A 20,501-nucleotide genomic window follows, 5' to 3' on the forward strand; every position below is an offset into this window, starting at 1 on the left:
TTGCGATGAAGCAGGGTTCAGACAGGTAGGGGAGGCGCCTGTGGGCGAAGATGCGCGATCTGCGGCTCCATCAGCGGAGGCATTCTCAGACGGATCGGCGGGACGGGCCTTGATCGGGCAACCGCGATCCGCGCGCCCAAGTGGCAACGGCACCCCCGACCACCGCGGCCACGGCATTCATGTCGCGGTCGGGTGGGCGCCTGGCGCGGGGTTCGTAACGTGATTTTGGTCGCGCAGCACATGAATTGGGCTCCAATCAGGTGCAAGCTAGGCACGTTCTTGCGCGCATTCAAGCGCGTCACGGCGCTTTGAGTTGATCCCGCGCCACTGAAACGTTACCGCAAAAGGCAACGATTGCTTGAAGTCAGGAATGGATGATGAACCGCCGTCAGATGCTGATGCTTTCCCTGCCGCTGGTGGCCGCGCCTTCTCTGGCGCTGGCCCAGAACAGTGCGTCCGCCGCCCCGGCTGCGAAGCCCACGGCCAAGCGAGACCCCTATGCCCCTACCGAAGTCGCGATCCGCTCGGATTTTGAGGTTGGCAGCATTGTCGTCGTGTCGAAGGACTTTTTCCTTTACCACGTCGTCTCGCCGGGTCGGGCGATCCGCTACGGCGTTGCCGTTGGCAAGGACGAACTCATCTGGCGCGGGCGCGCCACCGTCGGGCGCAAGACGGAATGGCCGAGCTGGAAACCCACCCCGGCCATGATCAAGCGCAAGCCGCAGCAATATGGCAAATGGGCCGATGGCATGCCGGGCGGCCCGACCAACCCGCTGGGCGCGCGGGCGCTCTATCTCTACGACGCCAATGGCAATGACACGTCGATCCGCATCCATGGGACGACCGAGCCCGGTTCGATCGGTCGCGCGGTTTCGAATGGCTGCCTGCGCATGCGCAACGAGGCCGTGATGGACCTTTACGAACAGGTTCCGGTCGGCACTCCCGTCTATGTCTACTGATTGGACATCCGTCTGACATCCCTGTCGAACCCGGCGCTGTCCGGGTTCGACACGATCATCGACACGCGCTCGCCCTCGGAATTCGCCGAAGATCACCTGCCGGGCGCGCTCAACCTGCCGGTCCTTTCTGACGAAGAGCGCGCGCAGGTCGGTACGATCTATAAACAAATTTCTCCTTTCGATGCCCGCAAGCTTGGCGGCGCGATGGTCGCGGCGAATGCCGCGCGCCATATCTCCGGTCCGCTGTCCGGCTTTGGCGGCGGGTGGCGGCCACTGGTCTATTGCTGGCGGGGCGGGCAGCGCTCGGGCGCCTTCGCGACGATCCTTTCGCAGATCGGATGGCGGGTCGGCCGGATCGAGGGCGGTTACAAGGCCTGGCGCGCGCTGGTCATTGAACGGGTCGCCGGGCCGGTCTGTGCACCTGTCATCGTGCTTGACGGAAATACCGGTAGCGCCAAGACCGAGATCCTGCATCGACTCGCCGCACGAGGGCATCAGGTGATCGACATCGAGGGTTTGGCGAACCACCGGGGCAGCCTTTTCGGCGCGATGCCGGGCGGGCAACCGGCGCAGAAGCTGTTCGAAGGGCGGCTTGCGCTGGGTCTCGAAGGGTTGGACCCCAGTCGTCCGGTTCTGGTCGAGGCCGAGAGTTCGCGCATCGGCGATCTGAACCTTCCGCGCGGCATCTGGAAGGCAATCATTTCGGCACCGCGCATCCGGCTTTCGGTTCCGGTCGAGGCCCGCGCGGCCTATACCGCCGCAAGCTATGCCGATGCCTGCGCCGACCCGAGAAGGCTCGCGCGGATCGTCGATGGGTTGCGGCCCCTGCATTCGGCAGAGCTGATCGACGACTGGTTGCGGATGGTCGACAAGTCCGATTGGACCGCCTTGGCGGAAGGTCTGATGCGCGCTCATTACGATCCGCGATACGAAAAGCACCGCGCGCGCCACGATGACGGAAGCGGTGCGATCGTGCGGCTTGAGGACTTGTGCGACCTGGATGCGGCCGCGTTGGCGGTCGAGGCGGCCTTAGCCGCGCAGGAAGCGCCTTAGCACCTTTTCAAGCTTCGCGGCACCAAGTGGCGCCATGGCCTTGGTATGCTCATGGCTGATCGATTCATCCGACATCCCGGCACCCATATTGGTGATGACTGAAACCGCGGCGCAGCGCAGGCCAAGGAACCGTCCCAGGATCACCTCGGGGACAGTGGACATTCCGACCGCATCGGCGCCCAGGACACGTGCCGCCCGGATTTCGGCCGGCGTTTCGAACGAGGGGCCCGAAAACCAGCAATAGACACCTTCGGGCAGGTCGACGCCTTCGGCCTTGGCTGCAGCCCTGAGACCGGCGCGGATCTCAACGTCATGCGCATCGGTCATTGGGACGAAGCGCGCCTCCGAAGGTTCGCCGATCAGGGGGTTGGTGCCGGCAAAGGCAATATGATCCGACAGCATCATCAGCGATCCGGGCTGCATCTCGGCGCGCAGAGAACCGGCCGCATTTGTCAGGATCAGTCCGCCGCAGCCCAGATCCCGCAGCACCTCAAGCGGCAGGCGCATGACATCGGCTCGGCCGGATTCGTAGTAATGCGCGCGTCCGCCCAAGACCGCGACCCGCCGCCCCTCAAGCTGACCAATGACAAGTTGGGGGACATGGCCCGAAACCCCCGCATGAGGAAAGCCCGGCAAATCCAGATAGGGGATCGCGACGCCCTGGACGGTTTCGGCCAGATGGCCGAGGCCGGAGCCAAGGATCAGAGCATATTCCGGCGGCTCTGACCCAGCATAGTCGCGGATCAGATGGGCAAGTTCAGCGCTCTTTGACATAGGGCTCTCCGCCCGCGCGGGGCGGGATGGCACGGCCGACGAAACCGGCCAGGATGATGACGGTCAGGATATAGGGCAGCGCGCTCATGAACATCGAAGGGATGGTGATGATCCCCAGGTCGAGATTCGGGAAACGGTTCGCGAGTGCCTCGAGCAGGCCAAAAAGGAAGGTCGCGCCCAACGCGCTCCATGGGCGCCATTTCGCGAAGATCAGCGCGGCGAGCGCGATAAAGCCTCGGCCCGCCGTCATTTCCTTGACGAAACCTGCCGAGATGCCCGTGGCGAGATAGGCTCCAGCGATCCCGCAAAGCAGGCCGCAGATCGCCACTGCTGCATAGCGCAGCCGGGTGACTGAAACACCGGCCGTATCGACCGAGGCCGGATTTTCGCCGACCGCGCGCAGTCGCAGGCCGAAGCGGGTGCGAAAAAGCACCCACCATGTCAACGGCACCATCGCGAAGGCGACATAGACGAGGATGGTATGGCCCGAAATCAGCTCGGCATAGATCGGGCCGATCACCGGAACCGGACGCAGGGCATCGGCGAAGGGCAAGGTGATCTCGGTAAAGCGCGCTGCGCCGCCCAACGACGGTGTCCGCCCGCCGAGCCCGAAGATCTTCTGACCCAGGAGCACCGTCAGGCCGGACGCCAGGAAGTTGATCGCGACTCCCGAAATCAGCTGGTTGCCCCGGAATGTAATCGATGCGAGCCCGTGGATCAGCGACATGGCCAGCGCTCCGGCGATGCCGGCCACCAGCCCCAGCCAGGCGTTGCCCGTCGCATAGGCGACAGATGCGGCGGTAAAGGCCGCCATCAACATCTTGCCTTCGAGCCCGATGTCGAAGACGCCCGCACGCTCGGAATAAAGCCCTGCCAGACAGGCCAGCAGCAGTGGCGTCATCAGGCGAACCGCGGAATCGAGGATCTGGATGATCGTCGGGAAGTCCATCATGCCCCCTTCCGGCCGAAGGCCGAGAACAGCCGCTCAAGAGGAATGCGAACCATGTTGTCGAGTGCGCCGGTAAACAGGATGACCAGCGCCTGAATGACCACGATCAGCTCGCGCGGGATCGACGTCCATAGCGCGAGCTCGCCTCCGCCCTGGTAAAGGAAGCCGAAGAGGAAGGCCGCGAGCAGGATGCCGAACGGGTGGTTGCGCCCCATGAGCGCAACGGCGATGCCGATGAAGCCCGCGCCCTCGACCGCGTTCAGGACCAGGCGTTCGGCCTCGCCCATGACGTTGTTGATCGCCATCAGGCCCGCCAGCCCGCCCGAAATCAGCATGGCGATCACGGTGACGCGGACCGGAGAGATCCCGGCATAGATCGCGCCGCGTTCGGATTTTCCGAAAGCGCGGATCTCGTATCCCAGGCGCGAACGCCAGATCAGCAGCCAGGTCAGGAAGCAGGCGGCGACGGCGACGAAGAAGGTCACGTTGGCGGGCGTGTTCTTGCCCCATTCGATGCCGAAACTCAGCGCCATGTCCGAAAGTTTGGGCAGATGCGTCGCGTCTGGAAAGCGGGCCGAGGCAGGGTCCATGCTGCCTACGGGGCGCAGGACGTTGACCAGAACATAGTTCAGGAGCGCCGCTGCGATGAAGTTGAACATGATCGTCGTGATGACGATATGGCTGCCGCGTTTGGCTTGCAGCCATGCCGGGATCAGGGCCCAGAGCGCGCCGAACAGGGCCGCGCCGATCATGGCGGCGGGCAGGGCGATCGCCCAATGTGGCCAAGGCACTGACAGGAGCACCAGCGCGACGCCAAGGCCGCCCATCGCGGCCTGACCTTCGCCGCCGATATTGAACAGGCCGCCGTGATAGGCGACCATGACGGCAAGGCCGGTGAAGATGAAGTTGGTCGTGTAGTAAAGTGTAAAGCCCCAGCCATAGCTGGACCCCAAGGCGCCTTCGACCATGACCTTCAACGCCTCGGCCGGGCTTTCACCGATCGCAAGGATCACCAGCGCCGAGATCGCAAAGGCCAGCAACAGCGAGATCAACGGCGTCAGGATCACATCCGCCCATTTCGGCATTCGGTCCATCAGCAGTTCCTCGTGGGGTCTTGGGTCATTCCCGGCTTCCGCGGGGGTGCAGATCGGCGACGGTTCATTCCGCACCTCTCGCATGACTGCCGGGATGGGCATCGGCGGGTGGAAGCGCGTCTTCTGGTGAGGTCGTCGCGGGATCTATCCCGGCCATGAGACAGCCCAGGTCGGCTGTCGTGGCCTCGTCCGGCAGTCGCTCGCCCATGATGCGGCCATCGAACATCACGGCGATCCGGTCGGACAGCGCGAGGATTTCGTCCAGTTCGACCGACACCAGAAGGACGGCCTTGCCGGCGTCGCGCAGCTCGACGATCCGCTTGTGAATGAATTCGATCGCGCCGATATCAACGCCGCGCGTCGGCTGCCCGATCAGCAAGAGGTCCGGGTTGCGCTCGACCTCGCGGGCCACCACGATCTTCTGCTGGTTGCCACCCGAGAAGCTTTTGGCCGCAAGCTCGGGATTCGGCGGGCGAACATCGAAACGTTCCATTTTCCTGATCGCATCCGCGCGGATGGCCGATTGGTCCATCAACATGCCCTGGCCGAATTCTGGTGCATCGTGATATCCGAAAGCCACGTTTTCCCAGGCGGCGAAATCCATGATCAGCCCCTCGACCTGCCGGTCCTCGGGGACATGGCCGATGCCGGCATGGCGACGGGCGCGGGCGTCTGAACCTGTCAACGGCAGCGGCTCTCCCCTAAGACGGATCTCGCCATCCAGCTTCGCCCCCGGCTCGGGGTAGCCGCCCAGGATTTCCAGCAACTGGGTCTGGCCATTGCCTGCCACGCCGGCAATCCCGACGATCTCGCCAGCGCGGATATCCAGATCAATGCCGCGCAGTCTTTCGATGCCATCGGTATCGGTCATGCGCAGGCCCCGCACCTCGAGGACCGGAGCGCCGGCCCGGGCGGGCGGCTTGTCGACCGTTAGCAGGACCTTGCGGCCGACCATCAGCTCGGCGAGTTCGGTCGGGCTGGTTTCCGCGGTCTTGACCGAGGCGACCATTTCTCCGCGCCGCATGACCGAGACATTGTCGGTAATCTCCATGATCTCGCGCAGCTTGTGGGTGATCAGGATGATCGTCTTGCCCTCATCGCGCAGGCCGCGCAGGATGCGGAACAGGTGATCCGCCTCGGCCGGGGTCAGGACGCCGGTCGGCTCATCAAGGATCAGGATGTCGGCCTGGCGGTAAAGCGCCTTCAGGATCTCGACCCGCTGCTGATGCCCGACGGAAAGATCCTCGATCAACGCGTCGGGATCGACCTGCAGTTCGTATTCACTTGCCAATCGCTTCAGCTCGCTCCGCGCCCGCGAAAGCGAGGGACGCAGCAGGCGGCCATCCTCGGCACCAAGGATGATGTTTTCAAGAACCGAGAAGTTCTGAACCAGCTTGAAGTGCTGGAAGACCATGCCGATCCCTGCACGGATCGCGGTCTGGCTGTCCTGGATCGCAATGGGTTTCCCGCCGATCAGGATTTCGCCCGAATCGGGGCGGTAGAAGCCGTAGAGGATCGACATCAGGGTCGATTTTCCGGCTCCGTTCTCGCCAATGATGCCATGGATCGTCCCGCGGGGGACGATCAGGTCGATATCCTTGTTTGCCTGCACCGGCCCGAAGGCCTTGGAGATCCCCCGCAATTCAATTGCGGGGCCCCCTTTCACGGCTTCGGGCCGCGCCGTCATTACTGCACCGGGCAGGTGTTGTCGGTCATGTAGTCGTGCACCTCGATTTCGCCAGCCTCGATGCCCTTCTTGGCGGCGTCAACAGAGGCGGTCATATCCTCGGTCACGAGCGGCTTGTTGTTATCGTCAAGCGCAACCGACACACCGCCCGAAGCCAGGTCCATGACCTTGACGCCGGGTTCCAGATCCGCACCGGCCTTGAACGCCTCATAGACCGAATTGTCCACGCCCTTGACCATCGAGGTCAACACCTGGCCCGGATGCAGGTGGTTCTGGTTGCTGTCCACACCGATCGACAGGATGTTCGCATCGGCCGCGGCCTGCAGGACGCCAATTCCGGTGCCGCCTGCCGCAGCGTAGACCACATCCGCACCCTGCGAGATCTGCGCCTTGACCAACTCGCCGCCCTTCACCGGATCATTCCACGCCGCCGGGGTGGTGCCAGTGTAGTTGATGATGACTTTGGCGTCGGGATTGGTGGCCTTGACCCCTTGCGCATAGCCGCATTCGAACTTGTGGATCAGCGGGATGTCCATGCCGCCGATGAAGCCGACCGTTCCCGATTTCGAGGCCTTGGCCGCCATCACGCCGGCAAGGTACGAGCCCTGTTCTTCGGTAAAGACGATGGACTGGACGTTCGGCTGTTCGACGACCATGTCGACGATGGCGAATTTCGTATCGGGATAATCGGGCGCGACCTTGTTCAACACCTCACCAAAGGCGAAGCCGGTCATCACGATCGGGTTCGCGCCGGTTTCCGCGAGACGACGCAGGGCCTGTTCGCGCTGCGCCTCGGACTGCATTTCCAATTCCTTGTAGCTGCCGCCCGTCTCGGCTTTCCAACGCTCTGCCCCTTGGAAGGCTGCCTCGTTGAAGGATTTGTCGAACTTGCCCCCAAGGTCGAAGATCAGCGCCGGATCGGCCATCGCCACCAACGGCATCAAAGACAAGCTGGCACCGGCCAGCAGCGATTTCATCAGGGACATTCCAGAACCTCAACCTGTTGCGGGCAACCCTGCCCGGGGATGGGTGAATTAGGGCGCATGCCCCCGGGGGCGTCAACAGGCTTGTGCTGGCTAGAGGCCGCGTCGCATCAGAACCGCCGCGATCCCCGGCGCGTAATAATTCCGCCGCAATCCGACTTCGGTCCAACCTTCAGAGCTGTAAAGCGCCCGCGCCGCAGTATTGTCCGAGGCGACCTCGAGAAAGGCTTCGGTCGCCCCGCGGGCCCGGGACGTGGTCGAGAACTCGGCCAGCAAGGCGCGTGCCACGCCCCGCCGACGAGCATCGGGCGAGACGGCGACGGTCAGCAATTCGGCTTCGTCCGCGACGGTGCGGCCGATCAGAAAGCCTTGTGGGCGATGCAGCAGGAAATTGAGCTGACTGGACAGCAGATCCTCGATCTCAGCTGCAGACCAGGGACGGGGATGCGTCCGAAAACACCGCAGATGGAGATCGGCCAGCAGATCGGATCTCATGGCAGGATGACGGGCCCCCGATCACGCGCAGGAGCGGCATCTGCAGGGCGCAGGTAGATCGGAGCCGGGCGGGGCTGGTCCGCGAGACCCTGCCGCTGGCGCGCGATGATCGCAATGGCGACGGCAAGCGGATAGCGTGACGCCAGAAGCGGCGGGCCCGGTGGCAGGGCATGCAAGGCTCCCTGATCGGGCTGCGAATCGATGCCCTCGCCGAAATCCTGCCAGATCACCTCGCCGGCGCGCGACGGAACGGCAACCCGACAAGGGCGCGGCAGGTCCAGCGCTGCTGCCTCGGTCAGGCCAACCCCGATTGCCGGAATGCCAAGCGAAAGCGCAAGGCCGCGAGCGGCGGAAACGGCGATGCGGATGCCGGTGAAGTTTCCCGGACCGGTGCCGACACCGATCGCCCCCAACTCGCTCCATTCCACCCCGCCTTCTGCCATGATCTCAGTCAGCAGCGGGAAAAGCCGCTCTGCCTGGCCGCGGCCCATCTCTTCATGGCGCTGCGCGAGAACCCGCTCGCCTTGCAGCAAAGCGGCCGCGCAATGCGCGGCCGATGTGTCAAACCCAAGCGAGAGCAACTCAGGCAACGGGGCGAACCTCTGTCACCTCGGGGATATAGTGACGCAAGAGATTTTCGATCCCCATCTTCAGCGTCAGCGTCGAAGAGGGGCACCCAGCGCAGGCGCCTTGCATGTGCAGATAGACCACGCCGCGGTCGAAACCGTGGAAGGTGATGTCGCCGCCATCCTGAGCCACTGCCGGGCGCACGCGAGTGTCTAGCAGTTCCTTGATCTGGTTGACGATCTCGGCGTCGGGACCGTCCTGTTCGTTATGCCCACTGGTCGATGAGCCTTCGATCACCGGCGCACCTGACTGGTAGTGTTCCATGATGGCGCCCAGAACCGAGGGCTTCAGATGATCCCAGACCGCACCTTCGGCCTTGGTCACTGTCACGAAATCCGAGCCCAGGAAAACCCCGGTGACGCCGGGAACCGCGAAGATGCGGCGGGCAAGCGGGCTGCTGGCTGCGGCCTCCGCTTCGGGGAAATCGGCAGTTCCGGTTCCCAGCACGGTCTCGCCGGGAAGAAACTTCAGCGTGGCGGGGTTCGGCGTGGTTTCGGTCTGGATGAACATGGGGCGCGCTCCTTTGGTCGGGGATATGGGGATGGAAGGGGGGGCAAGTCAAGCCGCAGCGCCGCATGGAAAGCGTTCGCAAGACAGTTCTAGCCCGTCAGGGGTGCGACGCGATTGCCCAGAAAGTGGAAAGGTTCACCAGCACATGGCCGATTGCCGATGCTCCGGCTGTCCCGGAACTGAGACGCGCAGCCATTGCCGCGACACCAAAGATGGCGGCGGCGACGAGCATCCCCATGGAGCCGCCCGGCAACGACAAGTCCCGTACCCCTGCAGCAGGCGCGATATGCCAAAGGGTGAACAAGCCAAGGGGCATGAGAGCACGCCTCCAATCCCCTGCACCCAGATCGGGAACAAGGGCGCCTCGCCAGAATGCCTCTTCCAGGGTGCCGTTCAGAAGCGCCGAACACAGCACCAGGAATGCCACGTGCGGCGACAGGACTGACATGTGTCTGCTGGTCGCAAAGAAAGCCAGGCCGATCAGCAATGCGAAGGCGAGCACGGCCCAGTGCGCCGGCCATCGCGGTTTCATCGACCAGCGCGGATGAAGCAGAATCCCCACTGCCAGAAGCATCCAGTAGATGCACAGACCAAGGAAATATCCGGTTACTGGCGAAAAACTTCTTGTCAGCACCCAGAACAGCAGCGCCAGGAAAGGTATCGTCATCCCCGCCACGAGGCCGAGGCGGCGGTCCATCAGGTGATCTGTTCGAGCCGCTCCCGCGAGATGTCGCCCGGAACGATGGTAACCGGGCAGGGCAGCGTTGCCACTTCGCGCATCAGCCGCGAGATCAGCGGTCCAGGCCCCGTGCTTTCGACCGACGCGGCCAGCACGATGATCCCGATTTCCGGGTCATCGCCGACCTGGGCCAGAAGTTCGTTGCCCGGCTCACCCTCGCGCACGACCAGTTCCGGCTCGACTCCGGGCCTGTCACGCATCCATTTCGCGAAGACCTCGAAATGCGCCTGGATGCGCTCATAGGCTTCGGCGCGCATGACATCCGCGACGCCCAGACCGTGCTGTATCTCCGAGGTGGGAATTACCGCCAGAACCTGGACCGCTCCGCCTGTCTTGGCCGCTCGCATTGCCGCGAACCGGATGGCGTTCAGGCATTCGCGGGAATCGTCCAGAACCACCAAGAATTTCCGCATGACCATCGACCTGCTTTAGGAGGAATTGGCGAAGACTGGCCGAAAGGACACGCTGGCGCAAGTCTGTCGCGCATACCCCCTTGCGTTCGTTTCCAATTCGTATGCCGTATGTTAAGGCACAAATGTTAACGAGATAGCCGAGCACGCGGGACCGTACTGTGACAATTCATCACGATTGGGACAGAGTAGATCAGCGTGAAGGATCGGTCCGCGGCCTCGGGGTGTCCTGGATCGCCAGTCAAGATGCGCATGGCCGTATCGCGATGTCGTTTCGCAAGCGGGCCTTCGACATCACCTTCGCCCTTATCCTTCTCGTTCCGCTTTCCGTGGTCATGGCCGTTGTCGCGATTGCGCTTCTGCTTACCCAGGGAAGGCCGCTGCTTTACGTCGCGCCGCGGATGCGTGCGCCGGGCGAGCAGTTCAATCTTCTGAAATTCCGCACCATGCTGCGTGAAGAAGGGGATTTCGGCGCAACAGGTGCGCACAAGCATTGGCGCATCACCCGCGTCGGTCGCATTTTGCGGCGCACGCGCATCGACGAACTTCCTCAGCTATTCAATATCTTGCGCGGAGACATGAGCTTTGTCGGCCCGCGTCCCCCGCTCAAGGAATATGTCGAGAGGTTTCCCGCGCTTTATGCTCAGGTCCTCAAGAACCGTCCAGGCGTCACCGGGCTTGCGACCATGATCTATCATGCCCATGAAGACCGGATCATGGCCCGCTGCAAGACGGCCGAAGCGACCGAGGCTGCCTATTACAGGCGCTGCCTTCCGACCAAGCTGCGGCTCGACCTGATCTATCAGCGCCGTCGCAACCTTCGCGTCGATCTCTGGATTATCTGGCATACCCTGATGACCGTGCTGATCCCGGCATGGCAGGGTCGGGGCCGGCGGCGGGTTCCCTCGGGCAAGCAAGGGCAGCCCGTGACCAAGGCACAGGCGCCCGATCGCGTGCCCGCAGAGTGATTCCTTTTCAGGCGGAACCTGCCTCGAACGGGTCAATAGGGTATCCTACACCGGACAGATAAAGTCCCTGCGGCGGGCAGACCGGCCCGCAGGCGGCACGGTCCCGCGCTTCAAGAGCATCGGCAATCCGATCGGGCGCCCATGAACCGGCCCCGACGCGCTCGAGCGTTCCGACGATCGAGCGGACCTGGTTGTGCAGGAAGGACCGCGCCCTGAGATGAAAGCGGTATTCGTGGCCCTTGGGGATGGCAACTTGGTCGATTCGGATCTCATCCAGCGTTTTCACCGGGCTGTTCGACTGGCACATGGTCGACCGGAAGGTGGTGAAATCATGCAGGCCGATGAGATGGGCGGCGCCCTCGCGCATCGCGCCGATATCCAAGGGGTTCAGTACCTGCCAGACCCGTCCCCGATCGTGCGTGACGGGGGCTCGTCGCGCCACGAGACGGAATAGATAGCGCCGCTCGACCGCGGAAAACCGTGCATGGAAATCATCGGCGACACGGGCCGCGGCAAGAATCGCGACGGGCGCCGGCTTCAGGTGCCAGTTCAGCGCCTCGGACAGGCGAAACGGGTCCCATTCCTTGGCCAGCTCGGCATGGGCCACCTGTCCGGTGGCGTGGACACCTGCGTCGGTGCGGCCTGCCGCCGCGATGCGCGCGCCCTGTGCGTAACCGGGGTCGAGGCGGGCCAATGCCGCTTCGATCGCGCCCTGCACGCTCGGCTGGTCCGCCTGCGCCTGCCAGCCGGCAAAGGGGGTGCCGTCATATTCGATCAGCAATGCGTAACGGGGCATTATCGACGCTGCTTCTCGCTTTCGCGGGGGATGAGAAGATCATCCATCGTCATTGGCGTTTCAAGTTTCGCGGGCTCGGTCTGCGGCATGCGCACGCCTTCCCGGGCGAGCCGGTCCCGCAGCACGCCGATCTCGATATCGAGATCGGTCCTGCCGCCCTGGATCAGCTTGCGCGTCTGGGCGGCGAAACTGGCTTCAAGATCATTCAGCAGGGTTTCGTAGTCCTGCCGGGCACGGTCGTCATGGGACTGGGCATAGAGATCCGAGAATTTGATCGTCGCATCCCGCGCACCCTGCAGGTAGACGCCAAGATAGCGCCGTGTCGCGGCGATATCGCCCGGATCCTGTTCGATACGGTCGAACAACTGGCGGGCCGTGGCGGCGAACATGGCCACGCGGGCCTCAAGCCGGCGGTCGCCCGTTCGCAGGATGGCGTCATGCATGGCCGCGAGATGCTCTTCGCCCTCGGATATGATCCGATGCGCCCGATCCTGCTGAAAGCTGTCAATGCCCTCCATGCCCTTGTCGCGCATGGGATCCGTCCCGAAGCTGAGCCAGTGAAGCACCGCGCCAGCCACGCCGATGATGCCTGCGCCCAATTCCGCGCCCGGAGCATAGGCGCCGATAGCAAGCCCGAGGCCGGTCAGGATGCCGCCGAAAAGCTTGCGCGGGATGGCGGGGCGTCTGGCAACGCGACGGGCATCGTAGGCGGCCTCGGCCTGCAACCCTTCGCGCGTGAGAAACATGCCCGCAGCTATTCCGCCGAAGGCCAGAAGGTGCATCACAAGACCGGCCGGCCCCTGCCAGAATGCACTTATGAGAAAGGGGGCGGCCATGATCGTCACCCAGCGTGTGCGCGATTCCAGCCGGTGGTGGATCTGGCCGGGAATGGCGCGCAGAGGCGGGCGCTGTCCTGCGCGCTCTGCCCCCGATCCGGCCTTGGGAGAAAAGCGGCCTCCGAAGCGAATTGCCATGGTCCGATCCTCTTAGCCCGCGCCGATGAATGAGGCGTAGAGCGTCAACCCCATCAACAGGAAGAAGGACAGGCGGCTCGTCGCTTTCCGGGACATCTGCTTCCTCGCGATCAAATGACTTACCCGCAGCATATAGTTGCCGGGCGCGACGAAAGAAAGGCCGGGCTCGGAACGCCCGACCGTCCGACCCGGCCCTCGACGTAGCGTTCCCGCAACTCTGCGGCCGATCTCGTTTATTCCGGCGCGCTTTGGGTTGACAGCTTGTCCGCTCCGTCCGGAAACTCGAGTAGTCCCGGATTTTCCGGGCAGGGGGGAATTCATGGAAACAACGACTATCGCGCCTGCGGGCGCGCCGCAGGAACATGCTCGGCCTCTTCAGGAAACGGAGGCTGCACGTCCGCAAGCCGACCTGCAGGACCCCATGGTCAATATATGGCCGGTGCTGATCGGCGCGACGGCGGTGGTATTCATTGTCGTGACGGCTGCGGCATTCCTGCTCTGGCAATAGCAAAGCCGCTGTATCTGGCGGATTGCTGCTTTGCCGCTTCGAGCCGCGCTAGGGGGTGATGGAGCGGGTGATGGGAATCGAACCCACGTATTCAGCTTGGAAGGCTGCTGCTCTACCATTGAGCTACACCCGCATCGACGCTCTCTATAGGCAAGCCGCCACAGGCTTGCAAGCGTCAGAAGTCGCATTGACGCAGAAGCTTGACGGATCGGATGAGGCGCGGCAAGCAAGGTCGCATGATCGACATCCGTCCCGTGGCCAATACCGTCGGCAAACTGGTCATCGCGCTGGGTGCGGCGATGATGCTGCCAATGTGCATCGATTTCTGGGCGGGTGACGCGCATTGGAAATCCTTTCTCGAAGCTTCGATCCTGACGATGATCGGGGGCGGGTTGATCACTCTTGCGACGCACGGAACGAACAGGTCCCTGTCGCTAGAGCAGGCTTTCCTGCTGACCGCGGCGATCTGGGCCGTCCTGCCTGCGGCCGGCGCGATTCCCTTCATGATCGGCGCACCGCATATCGGCTTTACCGATGCCTATTTCGAGGGAATGTCGGGCCTGACAACCACGGGGGCAACGGCCATTCCCGATCTCGACAACCTGCCGAAGGGAACCAATTTCTGGCGAGGCTTCCTGAACTGGTCGGGGGGGCTCGGGATCATCGTCGTCGCCATGATCTTCCTGCCCGTGATGAAGGTCGGGGGCATGCAGTTCTTCAAGTCCGAAGGCTTCGACACGCTGGGCAAGATCCTTCCCCGCGCATTCGATATCGCGCGCGAGATGACCTGGGTCTATATCGGTCTGACCGCCCTTTGCGCCATCGTCTATATTCTTATGGGGATGACCGGTTTCGACGCGGTTATGCTTGCGATGACCACCTGTTCGACGGGCGGGTTCTCGAATTACGATGCGAGCTTCGGTCCCTATATCGGCCCGCTTGAATATGCCGCGGCAGTCTTCATGATCCTGTCGTCGATCCCGTTCATCCGCATGGTTCAGCTGATGCGTGGTTCGGTCCAGCCGCTTTGGGCGGATATCCAGATCCGCGCCTATCTGCGCTGGATCTTCTATGCCGTGGTCGTCGTCGTCATCTACCGTCTGCTCTGGCTTGAGGCCAAGCATCCCGAGGAAATCATCCGGGAATCGATCTTCAACGTCGTTTCGGCCTTCTCGGGAACCGGGCTTACTTCGACCGATGTGACCCAATGGGGTCATTTCCCCTTTGCCGTCCTGATCGTCATCGGCCTGATCGGAGGCTGCACCGGCTCGACCGCCTGTTCGGTCAAGGTCTTTCGCTACCTTGTTTTGATCCAGGCCGTTCGGGCGCAGCTCAGACGCATGCAGTCACCGCACAGGATCTTTCCGTTGCGCTACGACAGGCGGCCGCTCGAGCAGGATGTCGTGGATTCGGTCATGACCTTCTTTACGCTGTTCATGCTGACCTTTGGCCTGCTCATCCTCGGTCTTGCGATGACCGGTCTGCATCCCAGGACCGCGCTGACCGGGGCCTGGACCTCGATCGCGAATGTCGGGATGATCTGGGGGCCAGAGCTCAGCCCGAACGGTGCGATCAACCAGCTTCCCACCGCCGCCAAATGGATGATGTCGATCGGCATGTATCTGGGCCGTCTGGAATTGATGACGGTACTGGTGATGCTGCTGCCGCGCTTCTGGCGGAGCTGAGTGCAAAGCTAGGGGGCCGCTGCGGGTGCGATCACGGCCGTTTCGGGCGCGATCTCGCCTTCGCCCGGGGCGTAGCGCGTGAGGCTGTCCGAAATTTCGGAGGCCATTCGGCGCTGTTCCTCGGGGTCCTGAATCGGCCAGATCAGAACAAATCCCTGCACCCTGCCATCGACGACCTTGCCCTCGGCATGACCGATATGGGTCTGATTGCGCCCATCCAGAGTGACGCTTCCCTTGCGCACGTCGCGGGTCGGTGCAGGAACCCAGCCAAGCGCAGTGACGAGGCCGGCTAGGTCAAGCATTTCCTGCTGGCCCCCGGGCTGCGAGAAGAGAATCAGAGCAGCGCCCGAACCGTCGCGGGGTCCGTAGATGGAGAGCGCGCGTTCGGCCCTGTCGAATTGAATCCGATCGAGCGGCGCCGGAAGCGCGAGCCCGGTATGGGCATCGCGCAACTCACTCAGCCCCATTTCGTTTCGCCATGCCTCGCGGCGGCGGATCAGTTCATGCATGGCGGTCGCCGTATCGGGCGAGGCGCGCATGCGAACGATTTCCTCGGCAATCGCGGCCTGTGTCATCGGACCGTCCTTGCCATCGATTGCGCCATCGTAATGGCCTGCCCAACGCAGGGCGCGCTGGATGTCTTCAAGGGAAGGCATGGCGGGGGCAATCGCGCCCTCGGCTGGAGGCGCGCCGAGTTCGGGCGCGCTCCCGGCGATCGTCTCGATGCCCAATTCGTCGCGCGGCACGATGAATGCGTCCTTCGGCACGGCGTCGGCGCGCCGGAAGGCCGCAAGCCATGCCTTTGCGGCCGTCTCATCCATCGGCCCCAGCGCGACGGACAGGCGTCCATTCGGAAGGGTCCACAGCCCCGCCTCGGGCAGGATCTCGCGCCGCTTCGCCAGCAATTCTTCGGCCTTTTCGCGGTCGGCGGAGGCCTCGATCCGCAGGTAGACCTGGACCGGCTCGGGCGGGACGGGCGACATCGCGATGGCGTCACTGGCTGAATCCGTCGGCGCGTCAGTGGCAGGCCCTGTCGAGCTGGCCGGAGGAACGGCAGATGGCCCCGCATCGACCATTGGAGCCGTCCCGACCGGGTTCAGGCGGCGTCCCGCAGATGGAGCAATGAAGCTGTCGGAGGGAATTTTACCCTCGGCCCTGAGCTGGCGCAGCCGATCAGTCGCTTCGGCACGGGGCATGGGGCCGATGGCGATGCCCACCCATCCATCCTGCAAGGGGAAGGTCACGACATCACCAAAGCGGCTGCCCCAGCCTTCGGCCGCGTTGCGTGCGACTTCTGCGCCGCGCTTTGCCTCGATGCGGATCAGGACATCCTCGGCCAGCACGTTCGTCGCGCCGAGAAGCGGCAGCGCCGCGCCGAAGATGAATGCAAAGCGCCGCATGCACAATTCCCTCTCATTGACCCTGCGCCGCCCTCTGCCTAGAAGGCGGCTGACCCTACTTGCCAGTTATGCAAAAGGATGCGGCGATGACCAGCCCCAAGGACAATCAGACGGCGAAACCCGTCTGCTTTCAGGATCTGATCCTGCGACTGCAATCCTATTGGGCCGCACAGGGCTGCGCCGTGCTGCAGCCTTATGACATGGAAGTCGGCGCGGGCACCTTCCATCCGGCGACCACTTTGCGTTCGCTGGGCGCCCGTCCCTGGGCCGCGGCCTATGTCCAGCCCTCGCGCCGTCCGACCGATGGCCGCTATGGCGAGAACCCGAACCGGTTGCAGCATTACTACCAGTACCAGGTCATCATCAAACCCTCGCCGCCGAACCTGCAAGAACTTTATCTGGGCTCGCTGAAGGCGATCGGTCTGGACCCGATGATCCATGACGTGCGCTTCGTCGAGGATGACTGGGAAAGCCCGACACTGGGCGCCTGGGGCCTTGGCTGGGAGGTCTGGTGCGACGGCATGGAAGTCAGCCAGTTCACCTATTTCCAGCAGGTCGGCGGGCATGATTGCCGTCCGGTCTCGGGCGAGCTGACCTATGGCCTCGAGCGTCTCGCGATGTATGTGCTGGGTGTCGAGCATGTCATGGACATGCCCTTCAACGACCCGGCGAGCCCGATCCCGCTGACCTATGGCGATATCTTCCGTCAGGCCGAGCGCGAATATTCGCGCTGGAACTTCGAGCAGGCCGATACGGCGTCGCTCTTGAAGCATTTCGAGGATGCCGAGGCCGAATGCGCCCGCACGCTCGATGCTGCCGAAGCCGACAGCGCCGGCCGCGCCATCCCGATGGCCCATCCCGCCTATGACCAGGCGATCAAGGCGAGCCATTTGTTCAACCTGCTCGATGCGCGCGGCGTGATCTCGGTCACCGAGCGCCAGGCCTATATCGGCCGGGTCCGGGCGCTGGCGAAGCGCTGCGCCGACCTGTTCGTGACGACTTCGGCCGCGACCGGCGCACCGCTGCCTGCCTTCCCGGCGGGGGCGTGAGCCTTGAACGGTCGCATTCCCGCGCTGCTGATCCTTGGCGCCGCACTCGCTGCGGGCGTCGGGGTCTGGTATGCGCAGGAATATGGCTTTTATGAACGGGTCGATCCGGCGGGCATAGGTCTGACCGTCATTGCCGATGGTCAGCCCGTCACACTGGAGGTGGGCGAGCTTGAGGCGATCGACGCCTCAAGCTCGCCCATCCGCTGGCGCGGATGCTTTCGCCTAGACCGGCCCTTGCCCGAGGGGGCCGAAGTTTTCGCGCAGCCGACGCCGCTGGTCGGGCCGAACTGGTTTTCCTGCTTTGACGCCGGGCAATTGCAGGCCGATCTGGCCTCGGGCGCGGCCAAGGCTTATCTCTCTCAGCCCGAGATCCGCCCCGATGTGGATCGCGTGATCGCCGTCTATCCAGATGGCCGCGCTTATGGCTGGCACCAATTCAACGACAAGACCCCCGAACGCGGAGTAATGGACTGATGCCCGACCTTCTGATCGAGCTTTTCTCGGAAGAAATCCCGGCGCGGATGCAGGCCCGCGCCCGCGAAGACCTGAAGAAAATGGTAACCGACGGGCTGGTGGCCGCTGGCCTGACCTATGCCTCGGCCGGCGCATTCTCGACGCCGCGCCGCCTGACCCTCGCCGTCGAGGGCCTGACCGCCCATAGCCCGACCACCCGCGAAGAACGCAAAGGGCCGCGCATCGACGCCCCCGAGGCCGCGCTGGAAGGGTTCCTGCGCTCGACCGGCCTGACGCGCGAGCAGCTCGAGGCGCGCGACGACAAGAAGGGCCAGGTCTGGTTCGCCACCATCGAGAAGGCCGGCCGCCCCGCCGCCGAGATCGTGGCCGAGGTGCTGACGGCCACCATCCGCGACTTCCCCTGGCCGAAATCCATGCGCTGGGGGTCGGGCAGCTTGCGCTGGGTGCGACCGCTGCATTCGATCATCTGCATCCTGAGTGACGAGGCCGGCGCCAATATCGTGCCGCTGGAGATCGAGGGCATCACCTCGGGCAACACGACCCGTGGTCACCGCTTCATGGCCCCGGACGAGATCACAGTTTCCAGCTTTGACGATTACGCCGCCAAGCTGCGCCGCGCCAAGGTCATGCTCGACAGCGCCGAGCGCGCGGCCGCGATCCGCCAGGAGGCCGCCAATCTCGCCTTCGCCCGCGGCTGGGAGATCGTCCCTGATGACGGGCTGCTGACCGAGGTCGCGGGCCTTGTCGAATGGCCGGTGCCGCTGATGGGCGCGATCGAGGAGCGCTTCCTCGCGCTGCCGCCCGAGGTGCTGCAGACCTCGATGAAGGAGCATCAGAAGTTCTTCTCGGCCAAGAACCCCAAGACCGGGCGGATCGAGGGCTTCGTCACCGTCGCCAATATCGAGACGCCGGACCATGGCGAAACGATCCTGAAGGGCAACCAGCGCGTGCTGGCCGCCCGCCTGTCGGACGCCGCCTTCTTCTGGGACAATGACCTGCGCGAGGCGAAATCGGGCATGGCGGACTGGGCCGAGAGCCTGAAATCCGTGACCTTCCAGAGCAAGCTCGGTTCGCAGGCCGACCGGATCGACCGCATCGCGGCGCTGTCGCGCGAGATCGCCCCGCTGGTCGGCGCCGATGCCGATCTGGCCGAGCAGGCCGCCAAGGTCGCGAAACTCGACCTGCGCTCGGCCATGGTCGGCGAGTTCCCCGAGCTGCAGGGCACGATGGGCCGCTACTACGCGCTCGAGGCGGGCCTGCCGGCTGCCGTCGCCGATGCGGCGCGCGACCACTATTCGCCGCTCGGACCGTCGGATGAGGTGCCTGCCGCGCCGGTTTCGGTCGCCGTCGCGCTGGCCGACAAGCTGGATACGCTGACCGGCTTCTGGGCGATCGACGAGAAGCCGACCGGCTCGAAGGACCCCTTCGCCCTGCGCCGTGCCGCGCTTGGCGTGATCCGGCTGGTGCTAGCGAACGGAGTGCGGGTAAATCTCGACGAATTTACACAGCGCGCCTCGTATCAGCGTCTGCTGCTCGACTACGCTACGATCGTTTCGAGTTTCGATGAGGCCGCAAAAGACGAACTTTATGCAGCGTTTATAAAAGGTGAGCGGTTGCCTAAATCGCGCAGCAAGAACGCCGAGCAGCGGTTCGAAAGTCTTCAGGACTGGACGAAGGATCGTATTGGCCCTGCCGCACTTGAAACGGAGGCGAACAAGCTGTTCGACGGTGCGACAATCAATTACGATAAGGTTGGTGGGGATCTCCTCGCTTTCTTCCACGACCGGCTGAAAGTCTTCCTCCGCGACCAAGGCGTGCGCCACGACATCATCGACGCGGGCCTCGCGATGCCGGGCAATGACGATCTCGTGCTGCTGGTGAACCGGGCCCGCGCGCTGTCGGACGTGCTGGGGACCGAGGACGGCACCAACCTGCTGCAGGGCCTCAAGCGCGCCTCGAACATCCTGAGCCAGGCCGAAGAGAAGGACGGCGTCGAATACAGCTTCGGCGCGGATGTCAAATTCGCCGAGACCGAGCAGGAGCGCGGGCTTTTCGCGGCGCTCGACACCGCGGAACCGGCGATCCGCGCCGCCGTCAAGGCCGAGGATTTCCCCGCCGCGATGACCGCCATCGCCAGCCTGCGCGGCCCGATCGACGCCTTCTTCGAAGCGGTGCAGATCAACACCGACAACCAGATCGTCCGCCGCAACCGGCTGAACCTGCTTTCGCGCATCCGCGAGGCGGGGCGGCTGATCGCCGATTTCAGCCGGATCGAGGGCTGAGCAGCCAAAAATTGCCGGCAGAAGGGGGCGGAAGCCCCCTTTTTGTCATCTTCTTCGCGCTTGCAGCGGGTTCTGGCGCATGCCT

21 protein-coding genes and 1 tRNA gene are annotated in these 20,501 nt (G+C 63.9%); 8 read left to right on the plus strand and 14 right to left on the minus strand.

Going from position 1 to position 20,501, the window contains the following annotated elements; translation table 11 throughout:
• The first annotated feature begins 377 nt into the window (after positions 1–377).
• Entirely contained in the window at positions 378–959 is a 582-nt protein-coding gene (locus tag RGQ15_RS06165) for a L,D-transpeptidase (RefSeq protein ID WP_311159339.1), read from the plus strand.
• Positions 960–2,012 (plus strand): tRNA 2-selenouridine(34) synthase MnmH, encoded by a 1,053-nt coding sequence (gene mnmH, locus RGQ15_RS06170; protein ID WP_311159340.1) that lies wholly within the window; start codon positions 960–962, stop codon positions 2,010–2,012.
• On the opposite strand, the gene RGQ15_RS06175 is transcribed toward mnmH, so the two are convergent.
• From RGQ15_RS06175 to RGQ15_RS06220, 10 genes are all read right to left on the minus strand, one after another.
• On the minus strand, positions 1,989–2,786 hold the full coding sequence (locus RGQ15_RS06175; RefSeq protein WP_311159341.1) for a purine-nucleoside phosphorylase: 798 nt from the start codon (positions 2,784–2,786) through the stop codon (positions 1,989–1,991). The genes mnmH and RGQ15_RS06175 overlap by 24 nt on opposite strands.
• Entirely contained in the window at positions 2,770–3,735 is a 966-nt protein-coding gene (locus RGQ15_RS06180; RefSeq protein ID WP_311161047.1) for an ABC transporter permease, read from the minus strand. Before RGQ15_RS06180 ends, RGQ15_RS06175 begins: the two co-directional genes overlap by 17 nt.
• Positions 3,735–4,829, minus strand: coding sequence for an ABC transporter permease (locus RGQ15_RS06185; protein WP_311159342.1), 1,095 nt, complete (start codon positions 4,827–4,829; stop codon positions 3,735–3,737). Before RGQ15_RS06185 ends, RGQ15_RS06180 begins: the two co-directional genes overlap by 1 nt.
• Before the next feature lie 64 nt (positions 4,830–4,893).
• The gene (locus RGQ15_RS06190; RefSeq protein WP_311159343.1) at positions 4,894–6,516 is read right to left on the minus strand and encodes an ABC transporter ATP-binding protein; all 1,623 of its coding nucleotides are present in this window, start codon (positions 6,514–6,516) and stop codon (positions 4,894–4,896) included.
• Positions 6,516–7,502: a BMP family lipoprotein gene (locus RGQ15_RS06195; protein WP_311159344.1), complete on the minus strand. Its 987-nt coding sequence runs from the start codon at positions 7,500–7,502 to the stop codon at positions 6,516–6,518. Before RGQ15_RS06195 ends, RGQ15_RS06190 begins: the two co-directional genes overlap by 1 nt.
• Positions 7,503–7,592: 90 nt before the next feature.
• The gene (gene rimI / locus RGQ15_RS06200) at positions 7,593–7,994 is read right to left on the minus strand and encodes a ribosomal protein S18-alanine N-acetyltransferase (protein ID WP_311159345.1); all 402 of its coding nucleotides are present in this window, start codon (positions 7,992–7,994) and stop codon (positions 7,593–7,595) included.
• Positions 7,991–8,584: a tRNA (adenosine(37)-N6)-threonylcarbamoyltransferase complex dimerization subunit type 1 TsaB gene (gene tsaB / locus RGQ15_RS06205; protein ID WP_311159346.1), complete on the minus strand. Its 594-nt coding sequence runs from the start codon at positions 8,582–8,584 to the stop codon at positions 7,991–7,993. Before tsaB ends, rimI begins: the two co-directional genes overlap by 4 nt.
• Positions 8,577–9,131, minus strand: a complete 555-nt coding sequence (locus RGQ15_RS06210) for a NifU family protein (RefSeq protein ID WP_311159347.1) — start codon at positions 9,129–9,131, stop codon at positions 8,577–8,579. Before RGQ15_RS06210 ends, tsaB begins: the two co-directional genes overlap by 8 nt.
• A gap of 97 nt (positions 9,132–9,228) precedes the next feature.
• On the minus strand, positions 9,229–9,828 hold the full coding sequence (locus RGQ15_RS06215) for a CPBP family glutamic-type intramembrane protease (protein WP_311159348.1): 600 nt from the start codon (positions 9,826–9,828) through the stop codon (positions 9,229–9,231).
• Positions 9,828–10,283 (minus strand): universal stress protein, encoded by a 456-nt coding sequence (locus RGQ15_RS06220; protein WP_311159349.1) that lies wholly within the window; start codon positions 10,281–10,283, stop codon positions 9,828–9,830. The genes RGQ15_RS06215 and RGQ15_RS06220 overlap by 1 nt, the downstream gene beginning before the upstream one ends.
• A 263-nt stretch (positions 10,284–10,546) precedes the next feature.
• On the opposite strand from RGQ15_RS06220, the gene RGQ15_RS06225 reads away from it, so the two are divergent.
• Entirely contained in the window at positions 10,547–11,248 is a 702-nt protein-coding gene (locus RGQ15_RS06225; protein WP_311159350.1) for a sugar transferase, read from the plus strand.
• Between the two features lie 7 nt (positions 11,249–11,255).
• On the opposite strand, the gene truA is transcribed toward RGQ15_RS06225, so the two are convergent.
• Both truA and RGQ15_RS06235 read right to left on the minus strand, forming a co-directional pair.
• Entirely contained in the window at positions 11,256–12,044 is a 789-nt protein-coding gene (gene truA / locus RGQ15_RS06230) for a tRNA pseudouridine(38-40) synthase TruA (protein ID WP_311159351.1), read from the minus strand.
• Positions 12,044–13,018: a 5-bromo-4-chloroindolyl phosphate hydrolysis family protein gene (locus tag RGQ15_RS06235; RefSeq protein WP_311159353.1), complete on the minus strand. Its 975-nt coding sequence runs from the start codon at positions 13,016–13,018 to the stop codon at positions 12,044–12,046. The genes truA and RGQ15_RS06235 overlap by 1 nt, the downstream gene beginning before the upstream one ends.
• Positions 13,019–13,337: 319 nt before the next feature.
• On the opposite strand from RGQ15_RS06235, the gene RGQ15_RS06240 reads away from it, so the two are divergent.
• Positions 13,338–13,526: a hypothetical protein gene (locus RGQ15_RS06240; RefSeq protein ID WP_311159354.1), complete on the plus strand. Its 189-nt coding sequence runs from the start codon at positions 13,338–13,340 to the stop codon at positions 13,524–13,526.
• Between the two features lie 59 nt (positions 13,527–13,585).
• On the opposite strand, the gene RGQ15_RS06245 is transcribed toward RGQ15_RS06240, so the two are convergent.
• Positions 13,586–13,659, minus strand: a tRNA-Gly gene (locus RGQ15_RS06245).
• Between the two features lie 103 nt (positions 13,660–13,762).
• Between RGQ15_RS06245 and RGQ15_RS06250 the strand changes: the two genes are divergently transcribed.
• Positions 13,763–15,211 carry a TrkH family potassium uptake protein gene (locus RGQ15_RS06250; protein WP_311159355.1) on the plus strand — a complete coding sequence of 483 codons (1,449 nt, stop codon included), beginning with the start codon at positions 13,763–13,765 and terminating at the stop codon, positions 15,209–15,211.
• Positions 15,212–15,219: 8 nt separating this feature from the next.
• Here the strand turns inward: RGQ15_RS06250 and RGQ15_RS06255 are convergent, their stop codons facing one another.
• Positions 15,220–16,611, minus strand: a complete 1,392-nt coding sequence (locus RGQ15_RS06255) for a peptidoglycan-binding domain-containing protein (protein WP_311159356.1) — start codon at positions 16,609–16,611, stop codon at positions 15,220–15,222.
• An 86-nt stretch (positions 16,612–16,697) separates the two neighbouring features.
• Between RGQ15_RS06255 and RGQ15_RS06260 the strand changes: the two genes are divergently transcribed.
• The 3 genes from RGQ15_RS06260 to glyS are packed head-to-tail and all read left to right on the plus strand — an operon-like array spanning position 16,698 to position 20,416.
• Positions 16,698–17,660: a glycine--tRNA ligase subunit alpha gene (locus RGQ15_RS06260; RefSeq protein ID WP_311159357.1), complete on the plus strand. Its 963-nt coding sequence runs from the start codon at positions 16,698–16,700 to the stop codon at positions 17,658–17,660.
• Between the two features lie 3 nt (positions 17,661–17,663).
• Positions 17,664–18,134, plus strand: a complete 471-nt coding sequence (locus RGQ15_RS06265) for a DUF6446 family protein (RefSeq protein ID WP_311159358.1) — start codon at positions 17,664–17,666, stop codon at positions 18,132–18,134.
• Positions 18,134–20,416, plus strand: coding sequence for a glycine--tRNA ligase subunit beta (gene glyS / locus RGQ15_RS06270; protein ID WP_311159359.1), 2,283 nt, complete (start codon positions 18,134–18,136; stop codon positions 20,414–20,416). The genes RGQ15_RS06265 and glyS overlap by 1 nt, the downstream gene beginning before the upstream one ends.
• Positions 20,417–20,501 lie beyond the last annotated feature (85 nt).

The sequence above is a fragment of the Paracoccus sp. MBLB3053 genome, assembly GCF_031822435.1.
In the GTDB taxonomy this organism is placed as follows: Bacteria; Pseudomonadota; Alphaproteobacteria; order Rhodobacterales; family Rhodobacteraceae; genus Paracoccus; species Paracoccus aurantius.

Bases quoted from the DNA above. Each gene is read 5' to 3' on its own strand.
- glyS (WP_311159359.1), top strand. From the start codon at position 18,134: ATGCCCGACCTTCTGATCGAGCTTTTCTCGGAAGAAATCCCGGCGCGG.
- RGQ15_RS06185 (WP_311159342.1), bottom strand. From the start codon at position 4,829: ATGGACCGAATGCCGAAATGGGCGGATGTGATCCTGACGCCGTTGATC.
- RGQ15_RS06180 (WP_311161047.1), bottom strand. From the start codon at position 3,735: ATGGACTTCCCGACGATCATCCAGATCCTCGATTCCGCGGTTCGCCTG.
- rimI (WP_311159345.1), bottom strand. From the start codon at position 7,994: ATGAGATCCGATCTGCTGGCCGATCTCCATCTGCGGTGTTTTCGGACG.
- RGQ15_RS06260 (WP_311159357.1), top strand. From the start codon at position 16,698: ATGACCAGCCCCAAGGACAATCAGACGGCGAAACCCGTCTGCTTTCAG.
- RGQ15_RS06215 (WP_311159348.1), bottom strand. From the start codon at position 9,828: ATGGACCGCCGCCTCGGCCTCGTGGCGGGGATGACGATACCTTTCCTG.
- RGQ15_RS06165 (WP_311159339.1), top strand. From the start codon at position 378: ATGAACCGCCGTCAGATGCTGATGCTTTCCCTGCCGCTGGTGGCCGCG.
- RGQ15_RS06250 (WP_311159355.1), top strand. From the start codon at position 13,763: ATGATCGACATCCGTCCCGTGGCCAATACCGTCGGCAAACTGGTCATC.
- RGQ15_RS06195 (WP_311159344.1), bottom strand. From the start codon at position 7,502: ATGTCCCTGATGAAATCGCTGCTGGCCGGTGCCAGCTTGTCTTTGATG.
- RGQ15_RS06235 (WP_311159353.1), bottom strand. From the start codon at position 13,018: ATGGCAATTCGCTTCGGAGGCCGCTTTTCTCCCAAGGCCGGATCGGGG.
- RGQ15_RS06220 (WP_311159349.1), bottom strand. From the start codon at position 10,283: ATGCGGAAATTCTTGGTGGTTCTGGACGATTCCCGCGAATGCCTGAAC.
- RGQ15_RS06225 (WP_311159350.1), top strand. From the start codon at position 10,547: ATGTCGTTTCGCAAGCGGGCCTTCGACATCACCTTCGCCCTTATCCTT.
- RGQ15_RS06210 (WP_311159347.1), bottom strand. From the start codon at position 9,131: ATGTTCATCCAGACCGAAACCACGCCGAACCCCGCCACGCTGAAGTTT.
- RGQ15_RS06240 (WP_311159354.1), top strand. From the start codon at position 13,338: ATGGAAACAACGACTATCGCGCCTGCGGGCGCGCCGCAGGAACATGCT.
- RGQ15_RS06190 (WP_311159343.1), bottom strand. From the start codon at position 6,516: ATGACGGCGCGGCCCGAAGCCGTGAAAGGGGGCCCCGCAATTGAATTG.
- RGQ15_RS06255 (WP_311159356.1), bottom strand. From the start codon at position 16,611: ATGCGGCGCTTTGCATTCATCTTCGGCGCGGCGCTGCCGCTTCTCGGC.
- truA (WP_311159351.1), bottom strand. From the start codon at position 12,044: ATGCCCCGTTACGCATTGCTGATCGAATATGACGGCACCCCCTTTGCC.
- RGQ15_RS06175 (WP_311159341.1), bottom strand. From the start codon at position 2,786: ATGTCAAAGAGCGCTGAACTTGCCCATCTGATCCGCGACTATGCTGGG.